20 protein-coding genes and 1 tRNA gene are annotated in these 21,569 nt (G+C 47.4%); 11 read left to right on the top strand and 10 right to left on the bottom strand.

The genetic code is table 11. The features are described from left to right. The first annotated feature begins 130 nt into the window (after positions 1-130). Positions 131-2,374 carry a hypothetical protein gene (locus V4534_06860; protein ID MES2504580.1) on the top strand — a complete coding sequence of 748 codons (2,244 nt, stop codon included), beginning with the start codon at positions 131-133 and terminating at the stop codon, positions 2,372-2,374. Positions 2,375-2,468: 94 nt separating this feature from the next. Continuing rightward, positions 2,469-4,202, top strand: coding sequence for a hypothetical protein (locus V4534_06855; protein MES2504579.1), 1,734 nt, complete (start codon positions 2,469-2,471; stop codon positions 4,200-4,202). Positions 4,203-4,261: 59 nt separating this feature from the next. Here V4534_06855 and V4534_06850 read toward each other — a convergent pair whose 3' ends face one another. Next, complete coding sequence (locus V4534_06850; protein ID MES2504578.1) at positions 4,262-4,684, bottom strand: calmodulin; 423 nt, start codon at positions 4,682-4,684, stop codon at positions 4,262-4,264. A 471-nt stretch (positions 4,685-5,155) separates the two neighbouring features. On the opposite strand from V4534_06850, the gene V4534_06845 reads away from it, so the two are divergent. Then, the gene (locus V4534_06845) at positions 5,156-6,247 is read left to right on the top strand and encodes a hypothetical protein (GenBank protein ID MES2504577.1); all 1,092 of its coding nucleotides are present in this window, start codon (positions 5,156-5,158) and stop codon (positions 6,245-6,247) included. Between the two features lie 11 nt (positions 6,248-6,258). Here V4534_06845 and mutS read toward each other — a convergent pair whose 3' ends face one another. Genes mutS through V4534_06830 form a run of 3 tightly spaced genes read right to left on the bottom strand, consistent with a single transcriptional unit; the run spans position 6,259 to position 9,300 of the window. Beyond that, entirely contained in the window at positions 6,259-8,688 is a 2,430-nt protein-coding gene (mutS, locus tag V4534_06840; GenBank protein MES2504576.1) for a DNA mismatch repair protein MutS, read from the bottom strand. Next, positions 8,685-9,005: a MerR family transcriptional regulator gene (locus V4534_06835; GenBank protein MES2504575.1), complete on the bottom strand. Its 321-nt coding sequence runs from the start codon at positions 9,003-9,005 to the stop codon at positions 8,685-8,687. The genes mutS and V4534_06835 overlap by 4 nt, the downstream gene beginning before the upstream one ends. After that, entirely contained in the window at positions 8,992-9,300 is a 309-nt protein-coding gene (locus V4534_06830; GenBank protein MES2504574.1) for an integration host factor subunit alpha, read from the bottom strand. Before V4534_06830 ends, V4534_06835 begins: the two co-directional genes overlap by 14 nt. An 82-nt stretch (positions 9,301-9,382) precedes the next feature. On the opposite strand from V4534_06830, the gene V4534_06825 reads away from it, so the two are divergent. Next, complete coding sequence (locus V4534_06825; GenBank protein ID MES2504573.1) at positions 9,383-9,982, top strand: RlmE family RNA methyltransferase; 600 nt, start codon at positions 9,383-9,385, stop codon at positions 9,980-9,982. Here V4534_06825 and pilM read toward each other — a convergent pair. Genes pilM through V4534_06805 form a run of 4 tightly spaced genes read right to left on the bottom strand, consistent with a single transcriptional unit; the run spans position 9,952 to position 14,252 of the window. Then, positions 9,952-10,923, bottom strand: a complete 972-nt coding sequence (gene pilM, locus V4534_06820) for a pilus assembly protein PilM (GenBank protein ID MES2504572.1) — start codon at positions 10,921-10,923, stop codon at positions 9,952-9,954. The genes V4534_06825 and pilM overlap by 31 nt on opposite strands. A gap of 26 nt (positions 10,924-10,949) precedes the next feature. Then, positions 10,950-12,071, bottom strand: coding sequence for a hypothetical protein (locus tag V4534_06815; GenBank protein MES2504571.1), 1,122 nt, complete (start codon positions 12,069-12,071; stop codon positions 10,950-10,952). Further along, complete coding sequence (locus V4534_06810; GenBank protein ID MES2504570.1) at positions 12,010-13,215, bottom strand: hypothetical protein; 1,206 nt, start codon at positions 13,213-13,215, stop codon at positions 12,010-12,012. The genes V4534_06815 and V4534_06810 overlap by 62 nt, the downstream gene beginning before the upstream one ends. 11 nt (positions 13,216-13,226) lie before the next feature. Beyond that, positions 13,227-14,252, bottom strand: coding sequence for a rod shape-determining protein (locus V4534_06805; protein MES2504569.1), 1,026 nt, complete (start codon positions 14,250-14,252; stop codon positions 13,227-13,229). A 51-nt stretch (positions 14,253-14,303) separates the two neighbouring features. Here V4534_06805 and V4534_06800 point away from each other — a divergent pair, with 51 nt between their 5' ends. The 6 genes from V4534_06800 (at position 14,304) to V4534_06775 (ending at position 18,063) form a co-directional block, all read left to right on the top strand. Next, positions 14,304-15,017 carry a hypothetical protein gene (locus tag V4534_06800; GenBank protein ID MES2504568.1) on the top strand — a complete coding sequence of 238 codons (714 nt, stop codon included), beginning with the start codon at positions 14,304-14,306 and terminating at the stop codon, positions 15,015-15,017. 52 nt (positions 15,018-15,069) lie between these two features. Then, positions 15,070-15,156, top strand: a tRNA-Leu gene (locus V4534_06795). Continuing rightward, on the top strand, positions 15,147-15,965 hold the full coding sequence (locus tag V4534_06790) for an ABC transporter ATP-binding protein (GenBank protein MES2504567.1): 819 nt from the start codon (positions 15,147-15,149) through the stop codon (positions 15,963-15,965). The genes V4534_06795 and V4534_06790 overlap by 10 nt, the downstream gene beginning before the upstream one ends. Before the next feature lie 3 nt (positions 15,966-15,968). Next, positions 15,969-16,739 carry an ABC transporter permease gene (locus tag V4534_06785; protein ID MES2504566.1) on the top strand — a complete coding sequence of 257 codons (771 nt, stop codon included), beginning with the start codon at positions 15,969-15,971 and terminating at the stop codon, positions 16,737-16,739. Then, the gene (locus V4534_06780; protein MES2504565.1) at positions 16,736-17,257 is read left to right on the top strand and encodes a thiamine pyrophosphate-binding protein; all 522 of its coding nucleotides are present in this window, start codon (positions 16,736-16,738) and stop codon (positions 17,255-17,257) included. Before V4534_06785 ends, V4534_06780 begins: the two co-directional genes overlap by 4 nt. Further along, positions 17,254-18,063, top strand: a complete 810-nt coding sequence (locus V4534_06775; protein MES2504564.1) for a thiamine pyrophosphate-dependent enzyme — start codon at positions 17,254-17,256, stop codon at positions 18,061-18,063. The genes V4534_06780 and V4534_06775 overlap by 4 nt, the downstream gene beginning before the upstream one ends. Here V4534_06775 and V4534_06770 read toward each other — a convergent pair. Beyond that, positions 18,045-20,549, bottom strand: coding sequence for an AarF/UbiB family protein (locus tag V4534_06770; protein MES2504563.1), 2,505 nt, complete (start codon positions 20,547-20,549; stop codon positions 18,045-18,047). The two genes, V4534_06775 and V4534_06770, sit on opposite strands and share 19 nt — an antisense overlap. A gap of 24 nt (positions 20,550-20,573) precedes the next feature. Continuing rightward, positions 20,574-20,981, bottom strand: coding sequence for a VanZ family protein (locus V4534_06765; protein MES2504562.1), 408 nt, complete (start codon positions 20,979-20,981; stop codon positions 20,574-20,576). A 12-nt stretch (positions 20,982-20,993) separates the two neighbouring features. Between V4534_06765 and ruvA the strand changes: the two genes are divergently transcribed. Next, on the top strand, positions 20,994-21,566 hold the full coding sequence (ruvA, locus tag V4534_06760; GenBank protein MES2504561.1) for a Holliday junction branch migration protein RuvA: 573 nt from the start codon (positions 20,994-20,996) through the stop codon (positions 21,564-21,566). Positions 21,567-21,569 lie beyond the last annotated feature (3 nt).

The raw sequence follows: 21,569 nt of genomic DNA, 5'->3' as shown, positions 1-21,569 counted from the left end.
GTAACCCACCCCCAATGTCACCCCGGGCTTGACCCGGGGCCCCGCCCCCCCCCCCGGCCCAGCGCTGGTTTCCAAAGGCGCTGGGACGACAGCCTGGCTTTTCAAAGCCATAATATCATATAATTAAGACATGCGAATCGGGCCAGATCGTCAAGTCTTACCAAATGTTTCTGAGCCTGATTCAGACTATCATGCAGCCGAATCTGATTCGGAATCTGAACCAGGTTTCGATTCAGACAGCTTTGACGACCCAAAAAAGCTCCACCTTAAAAAACCCGCTCCTTACCGCCCTCCCGAACCTCCAGAAAGCCCCTCATCTCCGCTTGATTCAAATCCGCAATCTCTAGTCCGAATTGAATATCCAGACGGTAAGATCTATGAAGGCCAAACATTAAAGGGCGTCCCTCACGGCCAAGGAACATTTAAATATAAAAATGGCGCTATCTACACTGGTGCGGTCCAGAATGGTGAATCCCGCGGGCGAGGAAAACTGACATATGCGAGCGGAGAATCACTGGAAGGAGAGTTCAGCAATAATTACCCTCAAGGCTATGGGACCCGCATATATTCTACCGGACAGGTCTACAAGGGAGAAATGTTGGACGGAACACCTCATGGGAAGGGCGTTTACACAATGCCTCATGGACAAATCTTTAAGGGGGTATTTCAAAATGGACAGCTTTCCGGGGAAGGAGAAATGTCGGATGCAAATGGAGTTACCTTCTCTGGAACCATGCGCGATTGGCAGTTCGTCGGGAGGGTAACTATGACAGACCCCACTGGAGTTCGTAGCACCGGGAGACAAATCGGAAATGAGTTTGTGGGCGATTTAGAATCATTGTCAGATTTAAATTTCGGTGCACTATTGACTGGCAGATACAGCGAAGCCCCCCGTTCCTATCCGTTGGGGGCCATTACGGATTTTCTGAGAATCAACGGATTTGAAACCGAGTCTGATGCGTTACAGTTTGCCCAAGATAATTTGTTGTCCCAGATCCCTACACAGCAGAGATCGCTGGAAATTCATCGAAATTTAGCTACAGGGAAGCCAATATTAATGGCTTATGGAAATCTTCATCACGCAATGTTAATAAACATAGAAAAGATCGATGAAAATCACGTCTGTGTCAGTTTATTTAACTCTGGAGAGGGACTGGATAAATATCATGCCACTGAAATGATCAATGGAAAAATTAAACATCAAACGGTCTTAAAATATGCCATACCTATAGAACAACTATCCCCGAACATAATAGAAAAGATGCTGACCTATGAGCAATTTAATGACATAACTGAGTCATATGAACTAATTTCAAAAATTCCAGGGGCCCAGAAATTAGAACCCAAAATTGAAGATGCAATTTGGCAAACTGCCCAAAAATCGGGTAACTGCGCATTAGAGTGCATTTTTGCTGCGTTAAGAAACCAAATGCCTCTCAAAGAATATACTCGAATGAGGCGACTGTTATTCGAGGCAACCATAACCGGACTTGAAACCAAATCCTCACGAATTGAATCTCAAAGCGAAGATATAGTAAGAATTTCTTCCGCAGCGAGCGGCTCTGAGAAAAATGAAATGGAAATGCCTGAATCAGAAGCACGCGCCGAAGTCATCGAAGCGCTTAAGCGAAAGGTTCACAAAAGAGATAGCCGATTAGCAGTTTTAGAAATGACAGATACCAAAGATTTCACTCTGCCAGACAATTCCGTCTACACCGGTGGAATGAAAGACGGGCGACCTCACGGCCAAGGAACCGTGAAATATGCGAGCGGCGGGGTTTACGTTGGCGATATGAAGAAAGGTCTCCCCAACGGGAAAGGGGTCCTGACATACGGCACCAGCGGCGCGAAGTATGTCGGCGATCTAACAAATGGCCAGCCCAGTGGCATTGGAACATTTCAGTGGCCCAGCGGTGCCACTTACACCGGAGAATTTCGAGATGGCTCGGCGAACGGACAAGGGATCTACAGACACGAAGACGGCGCAGTATATGAAGGAGAAATGGTATCGGGCCAACCATCTGGCAAGGGAATATATAAACCCCTCCAAGAGTGGGAACAGCTTTCTAAGTCATATTTAATTCGGATAAAAAAGGTATTGGAGGCCCAAAATCTCGAACAACTTCCCCTTTTAGAGCGGGAAGATGACACCGGCACCGGTCAAAAAGTGTCCATCATGAAAGCCGAATCTGGCTATGTATTGCGTTATGAAACTAGAAATAAAGATTCTCTTGCGTGGACCAACTCCGGCAATGTCTCTCTCTCAGATTCCAATTACGGATGGAGCGTGCAGGTGGCCGAACCGGAGCAATTGAGTCAACCGCAATTACCTATTGCGTTGGTCGACTTTTTACGCCTCAATCTAGGTGGGTGATTCATCGATTAGCGAATCACAACTTCTCTGCTTAACTGCGAAGACATTGGATACCAGAGGCTCTTTGGCAATATACGTATGATATAATGTTTATATGCATGTAGGACCGAAGCGTGAGGTCTCACCTTTAAGTGATGAATCGGACTTTCGACCACCCAGCGCGAACTCTGATTCATATGATCAGAAAGCAGATAACCCCGTTCCCTTACAAGCCCCTCATACACCCCTGCTAGAGCATCGTGTCATCCACTATTCCAGTGGAAATGTTTACGAAGGGGAAACATTAAATGGGCAGCCCCATGGGCAGGGGACCTTAAGTTCTTCAGACGGAGGATTTTATTCAGGTCAGATGAAATTCGGCGCTATTAATGGAGAAGGCACTTACCATTACTCAGAGCAAAACGAAACCTATGCCCAGTATACTGGCAGCTTTGTAGATGGAGATCCTGTAGGACGAGGTGTATTGGATTATAGAGACGGAACCAGATACAGTGGAGAAATAAACATACATCCTCACGGATATGGGAAGACCATATTTAGTAGTGGGACAGTTTATGAAGGTGAAATGCAAAATGGGAAGTTCCATGGCCAAGGCACTTTAACTTACACCCATGGCGTATCCATATCGGGAACTACGCGAGAAGGCATTTTTAAAGGCCCAGTAAAGGTCTCCTCCAACGGGCTCCCCAGCACCGGCACGATGATCGATTGGCAAATCTGCGGCAATATCGATTCATTGGCAGATCTTCATTTTGGCACACTAATTGCCGGGTTAGAAACTTATGGAAGCAAGCTACCATATACACTTGGCGTCATCAAAGATTTTCTAAAAATTCACAGGTATCCAGAATATCGTCAGCTTCAGCAGGCCTTCGATATAAATCTCTCCCGTGACTCACCAGGGACAGCCAGTGATATCTATCAGAGATGGGCAAAAGGTGAACCGATGTTATTACCGTATGGCTACCCTGGACATACGATGATGTTATCACTCGAAAAAGATACAGATGGAAGCTCACTAATCAAAATTTTCAATTCAGGCGACGGGCTAAAATACCACCCGTCCGCCATAATTAATGGAAAAACAAAATATCAAACAGTTATTAAATATAAAATTCCCAACGAACAAGTTTCAGAAGAATTAATAGCTCGAATACTCAACCGTGCGTCAAGAACGAATGCCAAAATGACATATGATTTAATCTCCGAAATTCCAGGCGCAGAACTACAAATGCCCGCCTATAAAGATGCCATTTGGCAAAGCGATCAAAAATCTGGCAATTGCTCGATAGAATGTATTTTTGCGGTACTCAGAAATCAAATGTCGCTACGCGCCTATACCCGTATGAGGCGATTAATCTTTGAAGCCGCGTTAAACGCTATTGAAACGCGTCCACCAGAAGAACATGGGACAAAGGTTCTACTGGAACGTAAAAATTCGACCCAAGAAGTAAACCTGGCAGATGCGCGGAAAGTTATATGTCATGTATTGCGTCAAAAAATTCATAAGCGTGACAACAGACTTGCAGAGCTGGAGCCAACAACAAATTTATCTGTCATTGCTAAAGATCGGCTAGTGGCTCCCACGAAAAATGGATCAACAATCGTTGCACGTGATGGCAATGGCGGCACGATTGCAGTTGTCAGAAGTGATCGAGGCGTATTCTTAAGTTATTTTCAGCCTGGCAATATTCCAGGAGGATTAATACCTTTAATTGAAGTTCAAGGCAGACTAGTTTTGAATCATCGGGCCTATGCCAAAAGGCCCTGGGAACCCATTAGAACGCTTCCGGGTTACGATGATTTACTTAACGGGCTTTCGAGCTAAATTGACAAAATAATCTGAAGTTTACATCATGTGTCTGCCAACTTTATGGAGCTATTTAACTATAGGTGACGAATCAAAACTTCTCTGCTTAACTGCGAAGACAACGGACACCAGAGACTCTTTGGCAATATATCGCTGCCAATGCTAACCAAATTATTTTCAATATACTGCGGCGATGCATCGCAGATAGCGGTAATGTTTTCAAAGAAACCAATGGAAGTCGGCTCCAAATAAAAACCCCAACGGGCATTATAAATCGCTCTGGATTTAACGATGGTGCCCAGGATATGGGTTTTGGCGGTGGGTTCTTTGCGTAAAATCATGCGAGCATGTGCGATTTGATCTTCCTTTACCAATTTAATCACAAATTTATCCGGACTGCCTTTAAACCCCACTTCGAAATAGGCCTGGGCAAAAGAGAAATGCGCTGGCGTTGCAATGAAGACAGCCAGGTTCAAAATAAGGAAGGCGATATGTCTCATGGGTAGATGTTATCCCAAAGCCGAAACGGAATGTGGCGTAAATCGTATGGTACAATGTGTATATGCATATAGGGCCGAAGCGTGATGTCTCACCATTAAGCGATGAATCGGACTTTCGCCCGCCCAGTGCAAGCTCTGCTGAAAGTTATCTGTTATGTGTTGCGTGAAAAAATTCACAAACGCGACAACAGGCTTGCAGAGCTGGACGGTTCTAAATAGGCTATTTGATTGCGATGTTCCAGCACCGCAGTCTTGATTGACAAAACAACATAAAGTTTACATAAATCTAAACCGAGATGATCGTTTTTCGACGTGCAAGTGGTTATCAGAAAAAAAATTTTGACGAATATCCAAAATATATCGCCACAGTAAAGCAAATTTCTCAAAACCAATACAGCTCGCACAATCTACCAACGAGCAACAGATCATCATTCGTAAAATCTGACAAATCTCAACAGAGAAAGGAAATATATGGGAACAATAAAAATAGCCTTCGTCGTCGCAATTGGATTATCTGGTAAGCTTCTCGCAATGATGGACCCAGCTGGAGGCCTGCCGCAATTCCCCAGGGTAGATAGCAACGAGCAACCCAGCAACCCGCCTTCCAGCGAAGACGGTTTTCCCCTCGACCGTCAATATACTGACGCTCCAAGTTCCAAGCTTCTGAGCGAAGATAGAGGGGCAAGCAGCACAAACAAACCCGGCCATCTTAACCTCGAAGAACAAGGGTTGGATGGTCCGCCGTGGAGTGCAGATAACACACCTCGTGCCAGTGATCCTTTGCCAACTTCGTTGGGTGACCCCGCATCCGCGCTCCCTAACCAACCATTAAATGGTGCCGCAAGTGCCATTGGCGACAATTTTGATGGGTTTCCTCGATCGCCAGCGTTTCTTCCGTCGCCCGCTAGCGCGAGCACTTCCCATTTTCCTGGCGGCACATCCATACCCCATTTAGATAGGTCGTCCAGCCAGATCGAGTGGTTCCGTCGGGAAAAAGAAAGGCTTGATGGGATGCAACGCTATGCTTTTTGTCAGGAGGAGGATGCTGATCGAGAAGCTATCGAGAACCAAGAACAAGTAAGATATACCACGAATGAGCAATGGATTATGTCAATGGAAGCTGCATTGCTAACACGCGCTATCGCCCAACAAGCAATAGCTGCCGGACCCGCGGCCCCTCTCGCGATCCAAGGACCCCCAGGTGCCCTGCCTGGCAGGGGTGTAGTTTATTTTAAAAGAGGCGCATTATTGTTTGCAATAGGGACATGCGGTTATGGTTTTTTCCGCACAGCGTTGAAACCAGTGTTCTATAGTGCAAAAGACGAAGTTGTCAACGATCCAGATGAAAGAACTTGGAACGCAGTTGTGGCATTAGGACTAATAGGCTCAACGTATACTATGGTCGCCTTTATACCAAAGTTTTGCGGTCTTCTGAGAAACGGGCCATCCTGGGAAGGGGTTCAAACAGTTTTTATAGGCTCTCTAATTGATGCAGGTAAACAGATGTACATTCACATGCGGTTGAAGACTCAGACCGCCAACTTTTTGAAGCTATTTAACTGAAAATAAACAAGTTATAACGCCAGCTCTTTTAGGTTTGCCAGCATTGTCAGAGCCTGCATCGGGGTTATTTGGTTTAGATCGATGCCTTTCAGCGCCAAATGAATTGGATCCGCAAACAAAGTCAACTGAGCGGGTTTTGGCTTTGAGATCTTTGGTGCTGGCTTGTCTTCTTCTAAAGACGCCAGCACTTCGCTCGCGCGCTCAAGAACATGGCGGGGCAGGCCTGCAAGTTTAGCTACTTGAATGCCGTAGCTTTTCTCGGCAGCGCCCTCTGCCAGTGTGTATAGAAACTGAATGTCGCCCGCTTTTTCTAAAACAGAAACTTGGACGTTGTGCATTCTCGCCAAGCTTTCAGATAGCTTGGTGAGTTCGTGATAATGCGTTGCAAAAAGCGTGCGGGCGCCAATGTGATTATGCAGATACTCGACCACTGCCCAGGCGATGGATAAACCATCGAAGGTGCTGGTGCCGCGTCCGATTTCATCGAGTAGCACCAATGAATATTTGGTGGCATGGTTCAATATATGTGCCGTCTCGCTCATTTCGACCATGAAAGTCGAGCGTCCGGAGCGAGCATCGTCTGAGGCGCCTACGCGTGTGAAGATCCGATCGCACAAACTTAAGCGAGCCGAATCTGCAGGCACATATGAGCCTGCTTGGGCGAGTAGCTGGATTAACGCCACTTGCCGCATGATGGTGCTCTTACCCGCCATGTTAGGACCGGTAATCAACAGAATCTGACGATTATCGGCGTTTAAGGCGACGCTGTTTGGCACAAAGCTTTCACCTTTTTTTAAATGCAGCGCTTCTAAAATGGGGTGCCTGCCGCTTTGAATTTCAAGGCAGTTTTGTTCAGCGGGTAAAAGTTCAGGTTTGACGTAGCGTCGCTCTTCAGCAAGTTCAGCGAAAGCCGCTAAGGTGTCCAGCTTGGCAATCCAGGCGGCGACCGAGAATAAGCGGGAGGTGTGGGTGAGCAGGCTTTGTCGTAGCTGTTCAAAAAGCTCTGCTTCTTTCGCCAGCCTGCGAATGTCAGCCGTTGAAACCATTTCTTCCAGACGCATGAGCTCTGGCGTAACGTAGCGCTCGCCGTTGGCGATGGTTTGCTTGCGTTTATAGTGCGCCGGGACTTTGGATAAGTGTGTACTGGTAACCTCTATATAATAGCCAAAAACCCGGGTGTATTTGATTTTTAAGCTAGCAATACCGGTGAGTTCTTTTTCGCGGCTTTCAATGGCGGCGATTTGATCCCTGCCCCCGGAGGCGTATTCGGAATACTCATCGAGTTGCGCATCGAAACCTTTGCAGAAAACACCGCCTTCTTTGAAGCTTAAGGGTGGATTTTCAGCCAAGGCAGAAGCCAAAAGTTGGTGGACGTCAGCCAAGTGGAAACCACTGCCTGGCATTTCTTCAGAAGCTTGGATTAGCGCAGGTAGGTGCGAAAGCGAGTCTCGCAGGTTCGCCAGCTCGCGCGGGTTGATTCTAGCGGCTGCAACTTTGACGGTGAGGCGCTCCAAATCATACAGATGCTTTAAGATCTCTCGAATGGCTCGGCGCTTGGCGGGCTCATCCAGCAAGGTCTGTACCTTGGCCTGGCGCGCTAGGATTTCTTCCAAATTGGTTGAAGGTGCCGCAAGCCAGCGGTTCATTTGCCTGGAGCCCATCGCGGTGCAGGTGCGATGTAGCACGCTCGCCAAACCAGTCAGATCTAGATGTTCTCTGGATAGAGAATCGATGATTAATTCGTTGTCGATTGAATAAGGCCTGGGCTCTTCCAGAAAGGAAAAGCTGCCGCCTTGTGTGTCTGTCACATAACGTTTGATTAAATCGCTGGCGGTGATCTTGGTCGAATCGGTAAAAGACTCCAGGCGACAAGATCGAGTTTGGTTGGCTACTTGCTCAAGCCTTTCCAACAGACCGATAGGCCAAAATTCACCGCCGATAAGAATTTCAACCGGGCTAAGCTTGCTCACTTCATCGAGCACGCTTTGCGCATGCGAAGTAGAAGTCTGCAGAAACTCGCCTGTGGATAAATCTAAGGCGCTTAAGCTAAACTGGCCTTTGGCCAGAGCAACGATGGCGACCAAATAATTATTTTGGCCCGACTTTAGGCCATCATCATCAGTTACCGTGCCGGGCGTAACGATGCGCGTAATGTCCCGCTTGACCAGGCCTTTAGTGGCTTTGGGATCTTCGATTTGATCGCAGATCGCTACCTTAAAACCCAGAGCAACCAGCTTGGCGATATAAGCCGGGGCGGCCGTGTGCGGAAAGCCGGCCATGGGTGTGCCTTTATCGCGCGAGGTTAGAGCAAGCTCTAAAATCGGGGCGGCTTTGATGGCGTCGTCGGCAAAAAGCTCGTAAAAGTCGCCCATGCGAAAAAGCAATATGGCATCTTTGGCTCGCTCTTTAGCGGCAGCCCACTGGCGTTGCATGGGTGTCATTTCAATAATTGAAGGATAGTTTCAAGTTCTTTCTTAATAGACAAGAGCCCTTGCTGAAGCGGATTGAGTTCAGGTGTTTTAAGGGCCTGTTTCGCGCCTGCAATAGTGAAGCGCTCTCTATATAGAAGTCTTTGAATTTTAGCTAAAGCCTCTAAATCGGAGCGTTTGTAAAGCCGTTGGCCAGTGCCCGACTTGAAGGGTCTAATTTGTGGGAACTCGGTTTCCCAGTATCGAAGCACATGAGGCTTAACCCCAAGTAAAATCGAAGTTTCACCAATTTTGAAATATTTTTTATTGGGCAGCTCAATTTCCTGCATGATTTTCTTCCATTAAGCCACGCAGCACGGGACTAGATTTAAAGGTAACGACTTTTCGAGCCGAAATTTCTAAAGGCTCGCCCGTTTGTGGGTTTCTACCCCTTCTGGCATTTTTTTGCCGGACTTGAAACCTGCCTAAACTGCTAATTTTGACTTCTTCGCCTCTGGCCAGACAATCTTTAATTAATTCAAAAACTTTGTCGACAAGGACAGCGCATTGCGTCTTCGAAAATCCCATTTTTTGAGAGATAGCATTCGCGATATCGGCTTTAGTCAGGGTTTGCGTCTCAGACATACTTTCTATCAAAGCAGTAAACGAGGTCAGTTGTCAACGTAAACGAATCTGTGTAGTTAAAACTTTCCACTAAGCAATATTTATGGCTCAATACAACCGCAAAGACCCTTACTATCAAGCTGCCAAGAAACAAGGTTTCGTGGCGCGCTCTATTTTTAAGCTTGAAGAAATCGATAAAAATTTTGGGCTAATCAAAGGCTCAGCCAAAGTTTTAGATCTAGGCTGCTCCCCAGGTTCGTGGCTGCAATATGTGGAAAGAAAGGTCGGCCCAGGTGGTGGCAAAGTAATTGGCATCGACTTGTCACCTTTAGCGCTTAGCTTTGGTCCTCACGTTCAATTTATCCAGGGCGATATCTTCGAGGTCGAAATCCCAGCCGGCTCGTTTGATGTGGTCCTGAGCGACATGGCTCCAAAAACTTGCGGCATCAAAAGTGTGGATCAAGACAGAAGCTTAGGTCTATGCGAAAAAGCGCTGGAAATCGCGGCTCGCGTACTGAAGCCAGGTGGCAACTTCTGCGTCAAAGTCTTGGAAGGCGGCGGCATGCCCGACTACTTAAAAACCTGTCGCAGCATGTTCAAAGAAGTCAAAATCAGACGCCCTCAAAGCACACGCTCAGGCAGCATGGAAACTTATGTTTTAGGCCTTGGCTATCACAAAGCCAGCCCCACGGCCGCAGCGTAAAAATGTCCTTGCTCGCCAAAATTCTCGACAGGAAAACCCGATGTGTTCACACGAGCAAATGCATCTATATACGTAGCGCTCAGCTTTAAAGTATCTTGAACGTAGCCAGAAAGGCCCGATATTTTCGAGGCGCCGCCTGCGAGAATCAGGCCGGTTACTTTTTGGTTCGGGAATTGCAACTCATAGTTTTCAACTGAGTTCTGTATCTCTACCGCCACTTTATAAAGCCACTGAATAATCGGTTCTTTGGCGTCCGGATTTTGCAGTGTTAAAAAGGCAGGGTCAGCTCGTTTTCTCCGATCAACTTCTTCGACAGAGCTCCCCATGCGATTCGCGATTTGCTTGAACAAATCTTCGCCATCGGCATCTGACAGGTTTCTACCAAACAGCAGACCCTCGTTGGAAACCACGGCAAACAAAGCTGTGCCTCGTCCGATATCTACAATCGCCAATCTCTCGCCTGCTTGGATTGGGTGGTTATGAAGCGCTGCCAAGGCGAGAGAGTTTAGCCTTGGCTCCACAACGGCAGGATTTAGAATGCCCCACTGCTTAAGCTCAACCAAATAGTCATCAACCTGCTTTCTTTCCGCGATGAACACCGCTTTTTGCAGCGGTTGATAACGCAGGATATAGTTTTCGATTGGACCCGCCAATTGCTGGCCTAAAGCCATTTGAACCATTTGTGTCAGCTCATCAGCAGGGGCAGGAGGAAGTTCGAGTTTTCGGATTTTGACCAGCGAGTCTTTGATGGAAACTCTGAGATTTGCTTTTTGCAAGTTTGGATGCGAGAGCGTTTCTCTAATTGCTTCCACATGTTCGCGATAGAACATGCCGTAAGAAACCAAGTTATAGGTCTTTCCGGTTTGAGCCAGGCAGACAATTTTAACGCTCTCAGAACCCAGGTCTACGCCCACTGACCATTTGGAGCCGAATTTCCACATAGTCTAGAGTATACGTCAAAGCCGGCTTAATACGCCATTTGATCCAGACGCTTAACCACTCTGCTGCCTTCGCAGGTATTTAAAAGGGTACCGGAATACACCAAAAACAAGCGCCGTTCGCAGCCAAGCCCGTCGTTTCCATGCCCTGTGGCATTGACGCCCAATAACTTGATGGGGTTACTCAGCGCAAAAGAGCTAATCCCGCTGTCATCAGGGATAAAGAGCTTTTGCGTTTCGCCGAATACGCCGTTTGTGTAGGCCAAATACTGAAACCCGCCGTTTGTCAGCAAAACGGCTATCCACTCTTTGGCGCCGTTGCAGCAGGGCGTAGGCGTGCCTGCCATACTACCAGGTAAATAAATCGCTTGCGCCACAGCATCGAGGGTCATGCTTCCCTGAGCAGTCTCGTTTACGGTGCTGTAAACCACCAACTTTTTCTCGGCCAAACTAAGGTAGAAATTGGTCGCATCAGCAGCCATCGCACGAATAGCAGATGTTTGAACCAGCGCCTCTGGGATTTTAGGTCCGCCTGCGGTGAAAATTGCGCCGACGGCAAACTGGAACAAGTTAGCTCCGCTAGCAACAAAGAAGTATTGATGGCTCAAATCAACCTGGATCAGGTTGACGGCCATGCCCATGTCAAAGCTAAACGCTGCTCCTGCTTCTAGGGGGACCGCATGGATAATCGTGAAGTTATCGGACACCAAAGCCCAAATCTTGCCCATATCGTCTTTGGTTAAGACAAATAGATTTGGGGTAAAATCCAAACCCTTCATTGGCGCTAAAGGCGATATCAAACTCGAGGGAATTTCATAAATGGCGCGCGTCACCGGATCCAGCACAAAAGTCTTGCCATCCAATGTCGCTACCTGATTCGGCGCCTTTCCGGAGGCAACTGCCAAAGGGAAATAGCCAATCGGAGAGAGCACAAACTGATTCGCCATCGCATCAAATACACGAGCAGCACCTTGATAAGGGTTTGCTATCAATAAGCATTGATGCGCAGTATCCGAGTCTTTGTAAGGCAAGCAGGAGGCAACGCTCGCGTCCGTTATCTGCCCCAGTTGTCCTGGAAGAACCGTTTGACTATCGAGACAGCTTGAGCCGGCTGACAAAATCAAAAGACTGAGAAGAAGTAGTATTCGCATAGTTGAAGATTCCAATCTGATGACTGCCTTGAAAACTGACAAAAACCTGAGATGGCTTTAAAGGGTCAAATAAAATATCGACCGGCCCTAGATCGTTTCGCTCTGAAGTGGTGCCGCCTTGAAATTTTCCGATGACGCCAAGATTAGGCGCGTTATAAGCAATCAACTGATGGCTCTTATCACACGCCACCAAAACCGTTTTTTCATCAGGAGACAATCGAATTTGCACGGGACTGCGGCAAGTTTCTACTTTGGCAGTCTGAGAAACTGCGCCGTCAGAACCAAAGCCCAATCTTAGCACTGTGGGGTTTTCATCCAGCAAAGCGTAAACCGTATTACCGTCAGTAGAAACCGCCAACCCGCGACCCGCTTGAGCCAAAGACTGAACACCGCCATTTTCTCCTTGAGTTAAATCAACGGTTTTGCAGGTGGTCTGGTTTAAATTGCCTTGCTGCAGGTCAGAAACGGCAGCCTTCACCAAAAAGACGCGTTTTTGGGGCCGGTAGCCCGGAGTAACAATAATTTCCGCCAAAGCAAACAAGTTGCCATTGTTGATCAAAAGCCCGCCCAATCTCGCGGTGCGCTGATAAGCCTGTGCCTTAAAGCAGGAAGAAATTTTAAAAGTCTGTTTAACTTGTGGCGGCTGACCTGGGGCCCAGGTAAAATATTGCAACTCGCCCTGATTGCCGGTCACAGAAAACCGACCGTCATCAATTAATTCGCTGGCAAAAGTTAACAAATAGCCAATAAAGCCTGCCTGCTGATTCGGAACCAGACTTAAAAAATAAGGTCCATTCTGACCCAAATCCAATTGCTGCTCGGGCTTAAGACTATTTAAAGAGCCAAGCTGCTGCGATGTCACAAAAATTGACTCAAAATCGCTAGAAGCGGCTAAAATACCACCCTGAGAAGGAATCTTTGCCGTTTCAGTTACTTTGGCCGCAGTTGTGTCAGAGACGTTGATTCCAAGTACGCTGCCCGTTTTATACCGCAAATCCAGATTGGCGTTCACAACATAAAGCGTGTCGCCATTTTTCAGCATGGAGGCTGGAGCATAGAGGCGGTCCATCGGGATCGGATCACCCTCGTCTAGACCCATGCAAGACGAAACCAAGCTTAAAAGACAGATAAATGCGTACTTCATGGATATTTTGCTCAAATCAACAACGCACGATAGGTGTCCATGTTTTCCAACACTTGGCCAACGCCATCAACCACCGCGTGCAATGGGTTGTCGGCCACATAAACAGGGATTCCGCACTGATCAGCAATCAACTTATCGAGGCCCTTAATCTGAGCACCGCCGCCGCAAAGAACAATGCCGCGGTCGATAATATCGGCAGAAAGCTCAGGAGGCGTGCGCTCTAAAACTGACTTGGTGCAAGCCACAAACTGCCTGAAGCTATCTTGCAGAGCTTCGCGGATTTCGACGCTGGTAATCGTAATCGCCTGTGGCACGCCGGTGATCAAATCGCGACCCTTAACATCAATCTTCAACTCTTCCGCCAAAGGCACCGCCGAGCCAATCTTCATTTTGATAAGCTCCGCTGTACGCTCTCCAATCAAAATATTGTGACGTTTGCGCAAGAAGTTAACGATGGCTTCATCGAGCTTATCGCCAGCCACACGCAAGGTTTGCGAAGCCACAATGCCGTTTAGCGAGATAACCGCAACGTCCGTCGTACCACCACCGATATCGATAATCATGGAACCACGGGCATCACGCACAGGCAGGCCAGCTCCCACGGCAGCAGCCATAGGCTGTTCGATTAAGTGAACTTCTTGAACGCCCGAGCCAAGAGCAGCCTCGCGGACGGCCTTTTGTTCAATAGAAGTAATTTCAGCAGGAACCGAGATGATTAACCGGCCTCTGATAAAAAATGCTTTCTTCGTGGCCTTGGTAATGAAGGCCTTAATCATGGTTTCGGTAACGGTGAAATCAGCGATCACCCCATCGCGCATTGGTCTAATGGCAGTAATATTTCCAGGCGTTTTGCCAAGCATTTCTTTGGCATCTTTTCCCACTGCCAAAATTTTGGTTTCATAGCCATTTCGAGCAATGGCAACGACGCTGGGCTCATTGAGCACGACACCACATCCCCTGACGTGAACCAGTGTGTTAGCGGTGCCTAAATCGATAGCCAAATCGGCTCCGAACATCCCAAAAAGCTTTCTAAACATAAATAAAGATCCTCGTTTGGCTGTTAGTCCAAGCAATCAGGAGGATGTTGTATGCGGTTTTTTCACTTTCGTCTAATGGGCTCTTTACTTTTTTCTATGGGAACTTTGGCTGCGCCCGGGTATGTGATGGTCCCTCAAATAAGGGAAATTAGCCTTCCAGTTGAACACATCTATATTTTAAGCGGCTTCGACTCTAACGACGCACCTGAGCTATTTGTTAGCGGCTGGTACGCGAATCCCTGCCAAGAATGGGGCAGAGCGATCATCTACCTGGACAGGGATAGCCAAAAAATTGACATCAATCTGAAAGCCCTCAGCAGAGACAGCTCAGACGCAGTTTGTATCAATATGGCGGTGCCGTACCTGGAATCCATCAAGCTAGGCTCATTATCTTCAGGAACCTGGGCCTTAGCCATTGGCGACCGCATCGAGAATCTGCCCATTATCGAAGCAGAATCCAGCTCAATTGATGAGCACCTATACGGCCAGGTCAGACATGTAACATCCAGTGATGACGAACTAACATTGCACATTGAGCTACCAAGTTCGTGCATCGAGCTAGATCGAATTGAGGCCATTTATAACGGAAAAAACGCCTGCGCCATTTTACCAATTATGAAAAAGGTCAAAGAACACTGCCCCAGGGACCCGCGCATGAAAGAGTATTCTTATACGATTCCAGAAGCTTATTTAACAGCTGAAAAAGTTCTGTTTCACGTCAGAAGCTTAGAAGGCAAATCGGTTAATCATTTATATAGTCGTTAAAAAATTCCACTTGACGCTCTGATTCAAATTTTTCATACTGCAGCCCTCGCTTGCCCAGGTGGCGGAATTGGTAGACGCGCTAGGTTCAGGTCCTAGTGAGGGAAACTTCGTGGAGGTTCGAGTCCTCTCTTGGGCACCAAGCTGGATACGATTGAAGCGGAAACTGGCGCTCCAATCCGCTTTTTGGTACAACAAGCCATGTCTCCCGTTTTAGAAGTTAAACATCTGCACAAACATTACCCCGCCAAAGGCAAACCTGTCGTTGCCCTGCACGACACGTCTTTGGACTTACACACTGGGCAAGTCTTCGCACTACTTGGCGCCAACGGTGCAGGTAAAACTACCTTGTCTTCGATCTTGGCGACTTTAATGAAGCCAACCTTGGGCGATGTTCTGTTCCACGGCAAATCGATTTACCAAGACCTGCGAGCCTACCAACGCAATGTTGGCTACTGCCCTCAAAGAGCCAACTTAAACAATCTGCTCAGCCTGCAAGACAACCTTTTATTTGCCGGCCGTTTTTATGGATTGAGCGCGCAAGCGTCACGTAATAGTCTTGCCGAGCTGACCGAACAGCTTAACTTAGAGGACTACTTAGATGCGAGACCGATGGTTTTATCTGGGGGTTGGAAGCAACGATTTATGATGGCACGTGCGCTCATGCATGGGCCAAAAATTCTAATACTCGATGAGCCGACCGTCGGGCTTGACCCACAAATCCGCCAGCAAATCTGGGAGAAGATTCGTCTATTAAAAGCGCAAGGGGTCTCGATTTTACTCACAACGCATTATCTGGATGAAGCCGAGCAGCTGGCAGATTGGGTCTGCATGATGGATAAAGGCTCTATCAAGCTCATCGCAAAACCAGACGAATTGATGGACAAATTCCAGCTTTCGACTCTGGAAGCGGTCTACCTACAGTTAATGCAAGAAGAGGCAGGGGCTTAAAGTATGTGGCAAATATTTGGGCAGTTGGTTTGGGCGGACTTAAAGGCTTTTAAGCAAAATGCATTATCAGAAGTGATCGATTTGTTGGTTTGGCTGGTGGTGGTGTTAACCATCAACGTTTACTTGCTACCTCTTTTTGGAGTGCCAACGCAGTATTTGATGATTAGCTTTTCCGGGTCGCTCGCATCCAGCGTTTCTTTTCGAATGTTCCCCGGGATTTATAACCTGGTGAATGACATCAATGGTGATCGGCAAATTGCACAAAAGCTGATTTTACCTATTCATCCGGCATTTGTATTTGCGGCAATGATTTTGGCATTTTTTATCAGCACCCTATGGGTCAGCATTTGGTCGTTTCCGGTCAGCATTTTGATCATGCGGCAGCTCAATCCAAGCTTTGAAATCTTATGGGGGCACTTTTTTGCGATTTGGGTTGTCTCCGCGCTATTTTTCAGCACCTTTTCCGTTTGGGTGGCAAGCTACGTGAAAGGCCCTCAGCAAATGGGTAAAGTTTTCACGCGATTTGTTTTTCCGCTTTGGTTTTTCGGCGGGTTTCAATTTACTTGGCACAAGCTTTACGGAGTGTCGCCTTGGCTGGCGTATCTCGATTTGGTGAATCCTTACATATACGCGATGGAAGGTATGCGCACGGCGGTGTTAGGTCCTGAGGGGAACTTGGACTTTGGCTTGTGCATTGCGATGTTGTTGGTCTTAATGCTGCTGACGTTTACACATGCGTTTAGGCGGTTTAAGAAGCAACTTGATTTCGTATGAATTTAACTTGGGCTAATATTGTGATTGATGAGCTTTGCGCTTTAGGGTGCGAGCTGTTTGCGATTGCGCCTGGGTCCAGATCCACGCCGCTCGTTGTCGCGGCGGCGAAGCACCCGCGTGCTCAGACAATTATATGTCACGATGAACGTAGCTTGGGCTTTTTTGCTTTGGGTTATGCAGGGGCCACTGGCAAATTGGCGGCGGTGATTGTGACTTCCGGCACCGCGGTTGCCAATCTTTTTCCGGCTGTGGTGGAGGCTTCGATGGAGTCTCTACCCTTAGTGGTCTTAAGTGCAGATAGGCCAGCGGAGCTTCGGGGTACGACGGCCAATCAAACCATTGACCAGGTTAAGATTTTCGGAAATTACGCCAGGTCTTTTGTGGATTTGCCTGCGCCGAGCAAAGAAGCGGCATTGGACAAAATTGCGTTTCAAGTGAGGCAAGCTGGACTTAGAGCGCTCGGGCCGCTGCCCGGGCCGATTCAGATTAACTGCCAATATCGGGAGCCATTGCTATGACGCCTGATTTGATTGTAGTTGGCTCGCTTAAAAGTAGGCATGAGCAGGAAGACGCGCTTAGGCAGATTGAAAAGCTTGAGGTGCCAGCGATTGCTTGTGTGACTTCAGGGCTTAGGTTTTTAAAGCACCCGCTTTTGGATCATAGCCGGGATTTTTCGGGGCTTAAAGCTGAGAATATCTTGAAGCTCGGTGGTCGGGTTGTGGCTAAAGGGATTACTCAGTTGCTGGAGAAAATCCCCCCCAGCCCCCCTTTTTCAAAGGAGGGAGAGAGCGAAGCCATCGCTAAGATAATCTCCTGCACAGACTGGCGAGAGCACGCCCTGTTTCTCGGCAACTCCATGCCCATTCGAGACATGGACACCCACGCCATCGCTGGCGAGCATATCCCCATCGTAGGTGCAAACCGAGGCGCCAGCGGCATTGATGGCATCATCAGCACCGCTTGTGGCTTTGCGCATGGCTTAAACCAGCCAACGGTTTTGGTCTTGGGCGACATGACTTTCTTGCATGATGTCAGCGGCCTGTCTTTTCTGAAGGACCTGCATGTCCCAGTAACCATCGTTGTGATCAACAATCAAGGCAACGGCATTTTCAGAACTTTACCCATTGCCTCTGAAACAGAACTCTTCGAGCGATATTTCTTAGTGCCACATACCTATAATCTAAGTGGCGCATGCCAAATCTACGGCATTAGACATCAACCTGTTGACGCCTCACACTTCAAAGCCTGTTACAACGAAGCCTTACAATCTGAAAAATCTCAGGTCATTGAAGTTCTGACTTGCGCTTACAAACCGAAATTATAAGTTTCCCAATAAGCATCTTCACCAGTGGTCCCTGGTTTCAGCAAATATTCTAAGCCGCTTACCCAGAGGGAATCATGGCCCGAAGAAGACCGCTTAAACAAAGAACGCACGTATTTCAAATACCAGTAATCAGTTTGCGCTAGTTCTGGGTTGTCCCTCACAAAATCCATCAATCTGCCTTCGATGGCCGGAGGCACAACCTTCAACAACTGAAGACCAGAATAAGCCACCGCTTGCCAGTCTTTTTTAGCAAAGGCCTTCGCCAAATCATTTCGTTGTTCTTTCCATTTAACGCCATCACCACCAATGTCGGTGATTTTCTGTACTTCCCACTCTAAAAACACGCCGGATACAACTTGGTCGATCCAATATTCGGTATCAGATTGTTTAGCGGTGGCTGGAGCCGGCTCAGGATTTGGGGCCGGTGCAGGTTCTTCGCTTGACTTCAAAGGGGGCACTGTTGGCGGGAGCATATTTGAAAAACCATCGCGAACAAAGCGCCATGCGCGGGTACCCACGCCTTCGGATGAGGTCTTCGGAAGCTTGTTTACTAAAATCTTCAAAAGCCCAAATGTTTGATTGAGCTTTTTTTGCCGATCTGACTCTGCGGCCCAAGCCAATCGAGCTAGTCTCCAATCTTCCCCAAGGCCAAGATCGTTTCGTTCAAAATCAACCACCTGCGCGTCCAGTACAATGCCGTCCAGTACAGAGTTTTTAACTGCCCCATTCATACCTGCAACCAGATCTTTAACCTCGTTCACATAGGCATCTTGCGAAATCTGATGCAAATTGGCTTCGCTGTTATGCTTCACATTGCTGAGCATACCCAAAGACCTTTCAAAGGCCATTAAAAACCCGGGAATAGGTAGATTGTTCATCAGTAAAACGTCCATTGCTGCGCCAAGCTTCTGGGGCACTTCAACTTCTCGTTTTTCTGCTACGTTGCTAAAAACAGATTCTTGAAGACTCTCTAGAACCTTAGCCGGAGCTTCCGGACAAATATTGTCCAAAAAGACTTGGGCTGAGTTTGAAAGCTTGGCAGCGCTTAAAAAGATGTTTCTGAGTGCCAGACTCTGCCCAGACGTCAGCTCGTGCGCATTGCCGAAGTCGATCAACACGAGTGAAATCAAGCCATTGTCCACAGCTTTTTGAACTTCTTCGCGCGTGGCATCTTCGGCCAATTTCAAATCGGGCGAAAAAACAACCATCATGTTCCCTTCGTGCAAATCGCCGTGGAAAAAGTGATTTTCTTTAGCAAATAAAGCCTGTTTCATGAACTTACGGGTCATGCGCTCCCACAAAATGCTCTTTGCATGTTGCTGCAAAGGATTTTTGTCCAGCTGCCTAAAAGTCTTACCGTCTACGAATTCCATGGCCAAATAGCGATCGCTGCTTGGGAACTCATCCTCGGACAGAGGTCTCACAACTTTAATAGGGTAGCTTGGATCATTTTCGTAAGCTTTAATGCCAGCTTTGATTTTTTTGTATTCAGTTCGATAGTCGAACTCTTCGTTAATTTGAAGCGAAACTTCTTTAAAACTTGCCTTGAGCGCATCACCTTGCGCCTTTGCAGCTTGAGACGAAAAGAAAATCTCTTCGGCTTTAGCGATGTCTTCGATACCGGGGCGCCTAAACTTAATAACGACTTGTCTGCCATTTTTTCCGCCAAGTTTGGCCAAAAATGCCTCTCCCACGCTGGCGGCGCCTAATGAGCGAATGATTTCTATTTGATAGCCTTCTTTGGCAAGTTCTTGCAAGTAGACGTCAATAAGCACTTTAGGAATGGAAGGCAGGGCATCCTTAACTTTCATCAAGCCCTGCTTCAGTTCAGCCAAATTGTGATCATCGCCCGGCTCCAAGTAATCAGCCATTAACTGGAGGTATTTTTGAAAATACGGACCAGAAGCATATACCCAGTTCAATAAGACTTCATTATCAGTGCTAAGATCATTCAGCTTTAGAATCATAAAAGCGAGAATTCGCTTTCGATCTTTGAGAGGCAGAGCTGGAAAGTAATTGACTAATACGCCCTGGAAAAAATCGGTCCAAGCTTCACCTAATTTGGGAATTTTAATCGCTTCTAAATCCTTGGCCGCAAACTTGAAATTCTTCACCGAATTATCCAAAGTTTTCTGAATATCATCAAAAAAGCTCTGATCTAGCTGTCTGAGGGCCTTGGCAATGGTTTCAAGCGGCTGATCTTTAAGGCGTTCTAATGCATCGGCTGGAATTGCATGAATGATTTCAGCCGGAACTTTGGTCTTTTTCAATAAGTCCGGGTGGTTAATTAAGAAATATAAACCATCGAGGTTTCTCAGCAGAACCTCTTTCACAACAGACTTAGAGTTCGCAAGTTCAGCAGGCGGGTCAAGCAATTCCGCGAAAAGCTTGCGAACCGAATCGCTTCTTTGTTCTTCATTTCGGCTCAAAGGGTGGTTACCACAGCCGGCTGCAACTACCAATAATATTAATAAAATAAATTTCATTGTAGGCTTATTTATACCCTACTATTATCGTTTAGCAACCCATCTAGCTGCCTTGGCCGCCGCGGAGAAAAGCAACACGCCAACCGCTGCGCCAATGATATCCGCAAACCAATCGGTAATATCGGAGCTTCTGGAAGGGGTAAATCTTTGGTGAACTTCATCTAAAAATCCGTAAATTGCTGTTAAAATCCATGCCTCTAGAAAGACTTCGAGGCCCAATCTATTCCGTCTAACCATAGAGCCCAGGGCGGCAGCCGCCCCTACTGCCGCGAAGGCAATGCCGTGTAGAATTTTGTCCGCGCCAGGGAATCTCATGGGCTCAGGAATGGGCGGATTGCTCATGCTGGATAGCCAAAAAATAATGCCGCACAAGATTAAAAAAGGCACATAATAGATTGCGGTCCAAACAGAGCGGTGTAAGGTAGGAGGCATAGGATTTACCATATGATTGCCTATCTCACTGGTCAACTACAGCTTAAAAATTTAAAAAATGCCATCGTTTTAACAAACGGGGTCGGTTATCGCGTGTCGATGCCATTGTCAGATTTATCGACACTTGGAGACATAGGACAATCGGTGTTTATTCATATCCATACACATGTGCGTGAAGACGCGTTAGAATTGTATGGTTTTCTGTCTGAAGACAGCTTGCATTTGTTTGAGCAGTTGATCAGCATCTCTGGAATCGGGCCCAAAATGGCTCTCAGTGTGTTATCCGCCTTACAACCCACTGAATTATCGAATGCCTTGGCCTCGGGCGATCATGCGCGGCTTACCAGGGTGCCAGGCATCGGGCCTAAAATGGCACAACGCATGGTGTTGGAGCTCAAAGACAAGACCAAACCCGTGGCAGTATTCTTTGGAAGCGACAGCATTTTAAGCGACCTGCGCTCAGCCATTGCTAACCTCGGTTATAAAACCCCGGCAGTGGACAAAGCGGTGAAAGCGGTCGAGCATTTGGCACATCAAAACAAGCCTCTAGGCGATCTGCTGAAAGAAGCGCTGCGAGAGATTTAATAT

It is taken from the genome of Myxococcota bacterium, from assembly GCA_040387835.1.
Taxonomy (GTDB): Bacteria; Myxococcota; UBA727; order UBA727; family JABDBI01; genus JAZKCZ01.
The sequence above is the reverse complement of the archived record's forward strand: the minus strand, read 5'-3'. Positions and strand labels throughout refer to the sequence as shown.